The organism is Stappia indica, from assembly GCF_020177335.1.
Lineage (GTDB): Bacteria > Pseudomonadota > Alphaproteobacteria > Rhizobiales > Stappiaceae > Stappia > Stappia indica_B.
The window spans coordinates 1-9,601 of sequence record NZ_JAIVMG010000031.1 but is presented as its reverse complement, the minus strand read 5'-3'; the positions used below and the strand labels follow the sequence as shown (position 1 = coordinate 9,601).

Here is a 9,601-nt window from a genome sequence, read left to right as displayed (position 1 = left end):
GCCGGCCGAGGCTCGCCGCCGTCTAGGCAGGCCCTTTCCAACACATCCCGATTTTCCAGTTCCGCCCGCGGGTTTCCCGACGGGCCAACAGGAGACCTTTGTCTTGTCTCAGCAGATTTATTGTCATTCGCGCAGCAACGGTGCTGCCCCTTCAGTCCGTTCTTCCGGGCGCCCCGATCCCCTTCAGGCCGCACGCCCATTCTCGTGGTGGCGGCAAGACGCCGAGCTCGGGGCAAGCACGATCGACCTCATCGTAGCCTGCCTTGATGCCGCCCGTGCCACAGTGGCCACGAACATCCCGGACACCGACGATCTGCCGGTCTGCTACCAGGCCCTGGAAGACCACATTCGATCCGGCGGCATCGCTCATGGGGAGGATGGCACCCTCGACCTGCTGGCCTCCGCTCTGCTGGTGGCGATCGATGGCGCCAGAGGGCGCCTCGCCGAATGTGAGCCCATCACCCTGATGGATCTCTGCGCGCCAGTTGCCGATGACGGTCTCGGGCTGCTGCCCGACCCGAGCATGGTCACCCAGGCGTACAGTCTGCTTCAGGATGCCCGCTGGCTTGCTGCGTTCAATCGTGGCGACGCCGTCTGCCGGGAGGTGCGCCAATGACCAGTGCATCCGTAACCGTAGAGCCAGTCGTCGACACTCCTCAGAGAGATACCGTCCAGGCGCGTCTGGCCCGCAAGGCGCCCGAGGCCCGGCGCAAGGCGCGTATCGACAAGGTCTTTGGAAGGTTGGCCCGCCGACTGCAAAGGCGGGTCAATGCCGAGGCCGACTTGGCAGGACACTATTCCAACCGCATCAACCGGGTTGACCTCAGCTCCGAGGATGGACCGGAAGACCAGGTCGATCTCGATCTTCAGGACGATGAGGATGCGAGTGCCGGGGAGCCGTTCCTCGATCGGGACGCGCTGCTGCTTCCGCCGGTACTCACCATGGTCACCGCGGCAGTGGCCCGGGCCATTGTCGACGCGGATGCGGGCAAGGCGACGCGGTTGTTTCGCCCGGCCCGTGTTGTTGCTTTCGAGGCCCCTGAGTCTTGGCAGGAAGGTGTGGAGTCCATCATCAAGGCATGCCTGGTTCCCCAGGGGTGGAAAGCGAGGGAGCATGCCTATCTTCGGTCTCATTACAGGCACAGCGGACCAGGCGTTGCACTCTTCAAGGACTCAGGACCAGGTGATCTACGATCCAAGGACATCGACGAGGACGGCAGCGCCCTTTCCTGGCTCGCCCTCTACCTGCACGAGCGCTATGCGATCTGCATCATAACGGAGGACTTCGATGCGCTCGCCGAGGAGGCAGGTGCGGCCTGCGACGTGGTCATGTCCCTCGGCACACTGGAAGTCGAGGATCTGGAACGCACGTTTCTGGCCTTGCACGACCGGGATTTGGGTCTCGCAGAGGCCATCGATCCGGAGATCCTTCGCTCCAAATCCATATTCGAGATAGGAACCGCGATGCGCGAGCGTGAAGCGCCGGCGCGGACCCGTGCCCGGTTGCGCAGAATGCTCTCGGCCTCCGCACCCGCCCCGAAGACTGGCCCCAAATCCGGAGGCAAGACTGGCCCGATACCCCTGGAGGAGCTCGTCGGCTACGGAGAGGCCCGCACGTGGGGGCTCGACCTGGCGCTGGACCTTGCCGCCTACCGCGAGGGAAAAGTCAGTTGGGAGGATCTCGATCGCGGGCTCGTGCTTGCCGGACCGCCGGGCGTGGGCAAGACAAGGTTTGCGGCGAGCCTTGCGGCAAGCTGCGGTCTCCATCTGGTCGCAACGTCGGCCGCTGCCTGGCAGGCATGTGGTCATCTTGGCGATTACCTGAGAGCCATGCGGCGCGATTTCGATGACGCGCGGCGGAAGGCGCCCTCGCTTCTCTTCATTGACGAGATCGACGCCGTTGGCAGCCGGACCAATTTGCAGACCCACAACAGCGATTATGTGCGCATGGCAATCAACGGCTTGCTCGAGCAGCTCGACGGCTTTGAAGCACGCGAGGGCGTGATTGTCGTGGGCGCTACCAACAACCCCGGCGTTCTCGATCCCGCGTTGTTGAGACCGGGCCGGCTGGAGAAGGTGATCGAGATCCCGCTGCCCGACGAGGGGGACCTGGCGGGCATCCTGCGGCAGTATCTCAAGGAGGATCTTCCGGACATCGATCTTGATCGGACCGCCCGGTTCCTGAGCGGGGCGAGCGGCGCGGACGTGGAGGCCCTCATCCGCACGGTGAGGGCCCGGGCCCGACGGGCGGGCGAGCGTCTTTCGGAAAGACATCTCCAGGACGAGCTTCTGAAGCGGACCCCGCGTTATACCGCCGAGGAAAAATGGCAGATGGCCGTCCACGAGGCGGGGCACGCGCTCGTGGCCCATCTCTTCGGCCTGCCGGTCTACCGCATGTCGCTCATCTCCCCGGAAACCGGGCCGCATGCCTTCTTAGGGTTGGGGTTCTCCGCCGTTCCCACCGTGGCAGACGTCGACATGCATCTCGCCGTCCTGCTCGCCGGCCGCGTCGCGGAGGAAGTGCTCAACGGGATGGCGTCCACGGCGGCAGGCGGACCGCGTGAAAGCGATCTCGCGCGCGCCAGCATCCTGGCGGCGATGCAGGAGATCTCCTGCGGCCTCGGCACCTCGCTGCTCTGGCGTGAGCCGCCCGAGAAGGCCGAGGCGCGACTCGCCACCGATCCTCTTCTGCAGAAGAAGGTCAGGTTTCGGCTGGAGGAGATCGCCCACCTCGTCCGGGGCATGCTCTCGACGAGGATGCAGCCGCTCTACCGGCTGGCCGCGTTCCTGGCCCATCGCGGTGAACTGGAAGAGGAGCAGATTGCAAAGCTGCTCAGGGAGAACATCGACGCCCTCCACGGGGGCATCTGGCAGGGCAACGTGCACTAGCTAGGGCCGCGATAGGGCGCGTATGGATAACGAGAACGGTGCTGCGTGAAATGTGCGCGGCGCCGTCCTCGGCGGCCCTGACGCTTGACGACGCCCGCTCGAAAATGGAGAAATGGCGTAAGGACTACAACAATGTCCGCCCGCACAGCGCAATCGGCAACAAGCCGCCGATATCGCTCATGAAAGGCTCATCGGCACCTTCCGCCGCTTGAGCCAGACACCCCGGACGTTCCCGTTCGGGGCGATCCAAAGACGGGGGCACGTCAGATCGACATGAGGAACACCTGGCAGGCCACCGATGTCATGGATGCGGACGTGACTTCTCAGGTCATCGGCGCTCAAACCAAGCCGTAAATGCAATCGCGTTCTTCTTTGCCCAGGCAAAGTTCCGTAGGAGCTCTTTTAAGATGGATATGACCGGCCTGAGCAAAAGCAGGGTATTAGTCATTTCGGTAGATGCGTTTCCGAAAATCGGCGGGGTCTCCAATTTTGCGCACCACATTTCCAACGCGATCGCGGAACGTTGTGAATATGCGGCACTAATGTCGCCGCGCATGTCAACAAAAACGGAAATTGAGGACAATTATTACAACCTATTCCCAGAAACGGAAGCACAATTCAAAAATTACGAGAAAAATAAAGAATTTGAAGATAATAGAATTAAGAATACAATATTATCTTTTTGCAAAGAAAATAGTATCAACAAAATACTTCTTGCCCATCACTATTACTATGGCGATGGAGCTCTTTCAGCGGCTTCCGAACTGGGAATAGAATGTGAGCTGATTGTCCATGGGACCGAGCTCTCAAGTCAGTTTATCGAAAGTACGAATGTTAGGGGGCGTTTTCGTCCCCGCCCGGTTGGCTCTCGTGCATTTCAGCTTTATCGGGCACTCGTAAGATCGCAAAAAGTTCACTGCAATAGCCGTTTCACGAAGAATATTGCGATGAATATACATAATATCCTCAACTATTCCGTATGCGGATGCGGCCTGGACACAAGAAAATACATGAGTTCGGGTAGATGGAAGATCGAGGGAGCCGGCAGAAAAAGACATGCGCGCAATGCGAATGGATGGACCGAAGATGTAATGCACCTCTGCTATGTCGGACGAATTGTAAAGCATAAGAGAGTTGAACGAATATATAGCATCTTGGAGAAAATGGACTGCGTCCTTCATATTGTCGGCGGCGGCCCATACGAAAAAGAAGTCAGGCACGCTGCGAAGACCAAAGGAATAGAGAAGCGGGTTATCTTTCACGGCGCTGTTGATGAAAGTCGCAAAAATAGCATCGTGGAAATGAGCGACTATTTGTTCTTACCGTCTCAAATGGACCTCAAAACTGGCGGGTATGAGGGGTTTGGCATAACCGCACTTGAAGCAATCGCCCTGGGAACGATACCTATAGTCTCCGGTCATGAGGGATTAGACGACCTGACAAGCTTGTATAGAATTGGCTTGCGTGGCTTGATTTCTGAACAAGATGCAGATCGAACTATTACACTCATGTCAGAGTACAAAGATGAATATAAATATAAAAGCCATATTGACGAAGCGCGTTCCATAATCGAAAAACACCTGACTTGGAAGCATGTTTTGGAGCGGATGTGGTGTTGAGACCGATGAGGTATAAAATTGATTCTGCTCTAAACGAAATCGAGAGCACCTTCAAAGGAGTTGTCTCAACACTCATAGTGTCAGACGAGTATCCTCCTGAAACAACAGGAGGGGCTGAAATCAGCATGCACGAACTCGTCAGAGACAGTTCCGCCCCAGATCGCCACCTTGTCATAAAGTTTACTGGGAATGATGACATTTTCCGGTTTTACACTGAGGACAGCATCAAGGTAATCGTTGCCCCCAAGCTACCACCCTACGAGATATTAAATAATTCAATTCCCAAATGGGCATCCAAATTAAATTTGTTTGGTGTTCGTATCGGCGATATTCCGCTCTCAATTCTATACGCATATAAGTTTGGACTAAACAATTTAAGGACTACCTATTACAAGCTCCTCCTAAAGAGAAGGAAACCAAGCGGCGGCATTCCAGCTGACGCAATGCCCGAGAACTACACGTATAGAGCTAAAATTTTAAGCGAAATTGTTTCAAGACTGGGGATATCAAGAGTTATTTCAAACAATACGAGAAGTATTGTTCTAACAAAGAATTCCATAACCCGCTCCCCCGATCAATGGGCCGGCGTTCACAAAATCGCGTATGTACGTGACAATCGTTTCTTCTGCGCCCGGCACAATCAAATTATGGTTGTAAAAGATAGGGTCTGCACAAATTGTGATTTTTCTTGTTCACATGAAGATGCCCCTTTTGCCCATCATGACTTTCGCATGATCTTGAAAGCCGTGCGAGAGGAGCGTTTGAGTAGCTTAAAAGCCTTCGACGATATCATCGTGACCAGCAAATATCTTCACAAACAAATCAACAACCTATTACAATCAAAAGCATCTGTACATATTGTACCAAATTTTGTTTCAGGCGCACCAAAACAAAAAAAATCGCCATGTAAATCAGAAAATGAGCGGATCATCACGATAGTTGGATCTATTAACGAAGCGAAGGGCCAATTAGAATTTATTCGCAACAGTGTTGAGAACTTAAGGTCTGACAAAAGGAAGATAATACATATCGTCGGTCGGGGAGAAAGGGTTTCCAAAGAAATCGCAGAATTCTGCCATATTAACAAAATAGAAAATCAAGTGAAGATGCGCGGGTTTCTCGATAGAAGTAACCTTTTCATGGCAATTGACGAAGCCGATGTCGTCGTCCTCCCGACGATTTGGCCGGAGCCCTTTGGCAGGGTACCGCTGGAGGCGGGCACTATGAGGACTCCGGTCGTTGCATTTGACGGTGGAGCCTATCGAGAAACTATTGTCGATGGCCACACCGGGTACCTGGTTGATAGAGGCGATTACGCCGCGCTATGGAGAAAAATCGACCAAATACTCGAAGACGAACAATTAAGATCGCAAATAGGCTCCTCTGCATATCTATACGTTAAAGAAAAATACTCAAATCTCAGAGCGAAGGAAGCCTATCATTTGGTTGTAGGCAAGTCCGATTAAGTTGGTCATGGGGGGTTAAGCAATCTCTAGGCGTGAGATCTGATGAGGCTTTTCATCAGGACTGATAGGCCGAAGGTGTCTGCGATCAAACAATCAGCGATTGGTACAAGCCTGAACGACCCGCGCAACAATGCCCGAACGACAGCGCTTACGGCTAGACCGGTGACGCGGGTCAGGCATTGGAGACCAAGCACGCGCCAGATCGTAGCTTCGGTCACGGTGCGATTTGTGAGGAGGTGCCCAGCCCTTCCGGCCCTGTCGGGACATATGCCAAAGCCTTCACCCGTGAATAGCGGCAACTGGGGCTGCCCCCATTTTGTTTACCTACTCATTGACATACGCAGGTATCCCAAAGGGAGAAATTTTTCGAAGGAGCGTGCGAAAGCACAAGAACACGGAGACATGAGGATGATACTGATCACCGGAGGCGCCGGCTTCATCGGAAGCAACATCGCCGCGCGGCTCTGCGACGACGGGCATGAGGTCGTGGTCTGCGACTGGCTCGGCGACGACAACATCAAGTGGCAGAACCTCAAGAACCGCCTGCTTTACCGGATCACCGCCCCCGAAGCGCTTGGCGACTTCCTGGCCTCCTCTCCCGATCTCGCCGCGGTCGTTCACATGGGGGCGATCTCCGCAACCACGGCAAGCGACGCGGATCTCATCGTCCGGACCAATATCGACCTGTCGCAGAGCCTTTGGCGATACTGCGCGGAGAGCTCCGTCCCCTTCATCTATGCGTCGTCCGCCGCCACCTACGGCGATGGCAGCCAGGGCTTTCGCGACGACAATGACATCGAACAGATGAAGCAGCTTCAGCCGCTGAACCTCTACGGTTGGTCCAAGAAGTTCTTCGATCTCTGGGCCCTGTCGGAACAGGCAAGGGGCCGCGCCACGCCGCCGAAATGGGCCGGCCTCAAGTTCTTCAACGTCTACGGGCCGAACGAGCTGCACAAGGGCGACATGATGAGCATCGTGTCGAAGAACCGGGAAAAATGCGCCGCCGGAGAGGAAGTGCCGCTCTTCAGGTCGCATCGCCCCGACTATGAGGACGGCGGCCAGCTTCGCGACTTCGTGTTCGTCGACGACTGCGTCGACATCGTCTCCTGGCTGCTTTCGAACCGGTTTGAAAACGGGGTCTTCAACGTGGGCAGCGGACAGGCGCGCAGCTTCCGCGATCTGATCGCCGCCACCTTCAAGGCCGCCGGGCAAGCAGAGAATATCCGCTACATCGACATGCCGGCCTCGCTTCGCGACAAGTACCAGTATTTTACCGAGGCCGACATGACACGGTTGCGCCAGGCGGGCTACAACGGCGGCGGCACCTCGATCGAGCGCGGCGTGGAGATCACGATGCGCGATTACCTTCTGAAGACCGATCCGCATCGGTAGCCCCGGATTTCCGGGACGCGACACGGGAACAGACCCCAGATGGACACGACCTCCGACCAGATAACCCCTTCGCATACGCTGGTCCTGGGCGACATCATGCTCGACCGTCACATCCACGGCCAGATCACGCGGATCTCCCCGGAGGCCCCCGTCCCGGTCTTCAGGCACAAATACGCCACACACACCCTTGGCGGCGCGGGGAATGTTGCGGCCAACATCGTTTCCCTGGGTGGCAACGCGACCCTTCTCTCGGTTTCGGGGGCGGATGATCAACGCCCCCTCCTCACCCGCATATGCGAGGACTACGGTGTGGAGCCGAGCGGGATCGTTCCCTCGAACCACCGAAAGACCACCACCAAGACCCGCTTCGTCGTCGATGGGCAACAGGTCATTCGCTACGACGAGGAAGATGACGCTCCGCTCGCCGACGAAGAGCACGCGGTCCTTGCGACACTGATCGAGAAACACGCCTCGCAAGCCGGCTGCATCGTCCTGTCCGACTATGGAAAGGGCATTTTTCACGGCCCGCTCGGCCAGTCCCTCATCCGCTCCTGTACGGCTTTGGGCAAGCCCGTGATCGTGGACCCGAAGGGCAACGACTTCAGCCGGTACAGCGGTGCGACGGGAATAACTCCGAACCTCAAGGAGCTGAGCGCGGCCGTCGGGCGCAAGCTCCACGATGATGACGAGGTGGTTGCCGCCTGCCGGGAGCTGATCGACCGGTTCGGCTTCGACTTCGTGCTCGCAACACGCAGCGAAAAGGGCATGTCGCTCGTGGAGCGTGACACGGCAACTCACCTGACGGCCCGAGCCCGCGAGGTCTTCGACGTCTCGGGCGCCGGGGACACAGTCGTGGCGACGCTCGCCGTCGGACTGGCGAGCGGCTCCAGCCTTCAGGCGGCCGCGCGCATGTCGAATGTCGCGGGCGGGCTGGCGGTCCAGAGGCGGGGCACGGCCCGCATTTCCCGCGAGGAACTGCGCAGCGAGATGGCCCGCCAGCATATTCCCGGCACGGTGATGCCGTCGTTTTCCAGCCTGTCGCAAGCTCTGCAAACCCGCAGCCAGTGGAAGGCGGAGGGGCTGAAGGTCGGCTTCACGAACGGCTGTTTCGACATTCTCCATGCGGGGCACGCGTCCATGCTCGAGCGCGCGCGCGAGCATTGCGACAGGCTGGTGGTGGGCCTGAATTCCGATGAATCGGTATCCCGCCTCAAGGGGCCGAGCCGTCCTGTCAACACGGTGCATGACCGCGCCATGCTTCTGGCATCGCTGCGCTCCGTCGACGCCGTCGTCGTGTTCGACGACGACACGCCGCTGTCGCTCATCGAGACGTTGCAGCCGGACGTGCTGTTCAAGGGCGCCGACTACACGCTGGATACGGTCGTGGGTGCGCACAGCGTGCAGGCGAACGGGGGCGAGGTGATCCTGCTCGATCTGGTGGAGGGGCGCAGCACCACCGAGACCATCCGCAAGATCAAGACGTGAGCACCGGCAGCACATTCCGACACGACGACCCGAGGCGTATCGCGCCGGGACTGTGGCGGGAGATCCTTCGTCCCTTCACGGGCACGACGAGGTCCGCGCTCTTTCTCGACCGGGACGGGGTTCTCAATCGCGACACGGGATATGTCGGCGATCCGCGAACGCTCGAGGTCTGGACGGATACGGCCCCGCTCGTCAGAGCCGCCAACCGCCGCGAGAGTCCCGTTGTCGTTGTCACGAACCAGTCCGGCATCGCACGCGGATACTACGGCTGGGGCGACTTCGACTCGGTAAACCGCCGGATCCTGAAGGAGTTCGCGGCAGCCGGTGCAACCATCGATGCCATTCTGGCCTGCGCGTATCATGAAGAGGGCCTGGACGCGCTCGCGGTTGCCGACCACCCCTGGCGAAAACCGCGAGCCGGCATGTTGCTGGAAGCGGCGAGATTGCTGCCTGTGGCGCTTGAAACCTCCTTCATCGTCGGAGATCGCAAGGGAGACATGGAAGCGGCCGCCGCAGCCGGCCTGAAACGCGGGCTCATGCTTGCGCCGGATGACAAGCCGGCACGCGGAACGATCGACGGTTTCACCTATGACATTCGCCCCCGGCAGACGGTGGACTGGCCGGAGGTTGCCGCCGCCGCGTTCCCGCCCGCCCCGGACCGGGCGTCTTCCTGCTAGGGTTAAAACCCATTGATAGTATTGATTTAACTGTTTAAATCGGATTCAAGGCTTCCAATCGACAGGTTGGAGG

At 58.1% G+C, this 9,601-nt stretch carries 8 protein-coding genes; all 8 read left to right on the top strand.

The features are described from left to right. Positions 1–283: 283 nt before the first annotated feature. The 8 genes from LC062_RS21150 (at position 284) to LC062_RS21115 (ending at position 9,528) form a co-directional block, all read left to right on the top strand. Positions 284–616 (top strand): hypothetical protein, encoded by a 333-nt coding sequence (locus tag LC062_RS21150; RefSeq protein ID WP_224913140.1) that lies wholly within the window; start codon positions 284–286, stop codon positions 614–616. Continuing rightward, positions 613–2,889 carry an AAA family ATPase gene (locus tag LC062_RS21145; protein ID WP_224913139.1) on the top strand — a complete coding sequence of 759 codons (2,277 nt, stop codon included), beginning with the start codon at positions 613–615 and terminating at the stop codon, positions 2,887–2,889. The genes LC062_RS21150 and LC062_RS21145 overlap by 4 nt, the downstream gene beginning before the upstream one ends. 38 nt (positions 2,890–2,927) lie before the next feature. Then, entirely contained in the window at positions 2,928–3,101 is a 174-nt protein-coding gene (locus tag LC062_RS21440) for an integrase core domain-containing protein (protein ID WP_404829765.1), read from the top strand. Positions 3,102–3,296: 195 nt separating this feature from the next. Then, positions 3,297–4,508, top strand: coding sequence for a glycosyltransferase family 4 protein (locus LC062_RS21135; RefSeq protein WP_224913137.1), 1,212 nt, complete (start codon positions 3,297–3,299; stop codon positions 4,506–4,508). Between the two features lie 5 nt (positions 4,509–4,513). Beyond that, the gene (locus tag LC062_RS21130) at positions 4,514–5,974 is read left to right on the top strand and encodes a glycosyltransferase family 4 protein (protein ID WP_224913135.1); all 1,461 of its coding nucleotides are present in this window, start codon (positions 4,514–4,516) and stop codon (positions 5,972–5,974) included. 408 nt (positions 5,975–6,382) lie between these two features. After that, the gene (gene rfaD, locus LC062_RS21125; RefSeq protein ID WP_224913133.1) at positions 6,383–7,366 is read left to right on the top strand and encodes an ADP-glyceromanno-heptose 6-epimerase; all 984 of its coding nucleotides are present in this window, start codon (positions 6,383–6,385) and stop codon (positions 7,364–7,366) included. 39 nt (positions 7,367–7,405) lie between these two features. Beyond that, complete coding sequence (gene rfaE1 / locus LC062_RS21120; RefSeq protein ID WP_224913131.1) at positions 7,406–8,851, top strand: D-glycero-beta-D-manno-heptose-7-phosphate kinase; 1,446 nt, start codon at positions 7,406–7,408, stop codon at positions 8,849–8,851. Further along, on the top strand, positions 8,848–9,528 hold the full coding sequence (locus LC062_RS21115; RefSeq protein ID WP_224913130.1) for an HAD family hydrolase: 681 nt from the start codon (positions 8,848–8,850) through the stop codon (positions 9,526–9,528). The genes rfaE1 and LC062_RS21115 overlap by 4 nt, the downstream gene beginning before the upstream one ends. Positions 9,529–9,601 lie beyond the last annotated feature (73 nt).

What these genes read in the sequence shown, in the direction of transcription:
- LC062_RS21135 (WP_224913137.1), top strand. Translation starts at nt 3,297, where the DNA reads ATGGATATGACCGGCCTGAGCAAAAGCAGGGTATTAGTCATTTCGGTA.
- LC062_RS21145 (WP_224913139.1), top strand. Translation starts at nt 613, where the DNA reads ATGACCAGTGCATCCGTAACCGTAGAGCCAGTCGTCGACACTCCTCAG.
- LC062_RS21130 (WP_224913135.1), top strand. Translation starts at nt 4,514, where the DNA reads ATGAGGTATAAAATTGATTCTGCTCTAAACGAAATCGAGAGCACCTTC.
- rfaD (WP_224913133.1), top strand. Translation starts at nt 6,383, where the DNA reads ATGATACTGATCACCGGAGGCGCCGGCTTCATCGGAAGCAACATCGCC.
- rfaE1 (WP_224913131.1), top strand. Translation starts at nt 7,406, where the DNA reads ATGGACACGACCTCCGACCAGATAACCCCTTCGCATACGCTGGTCCTG.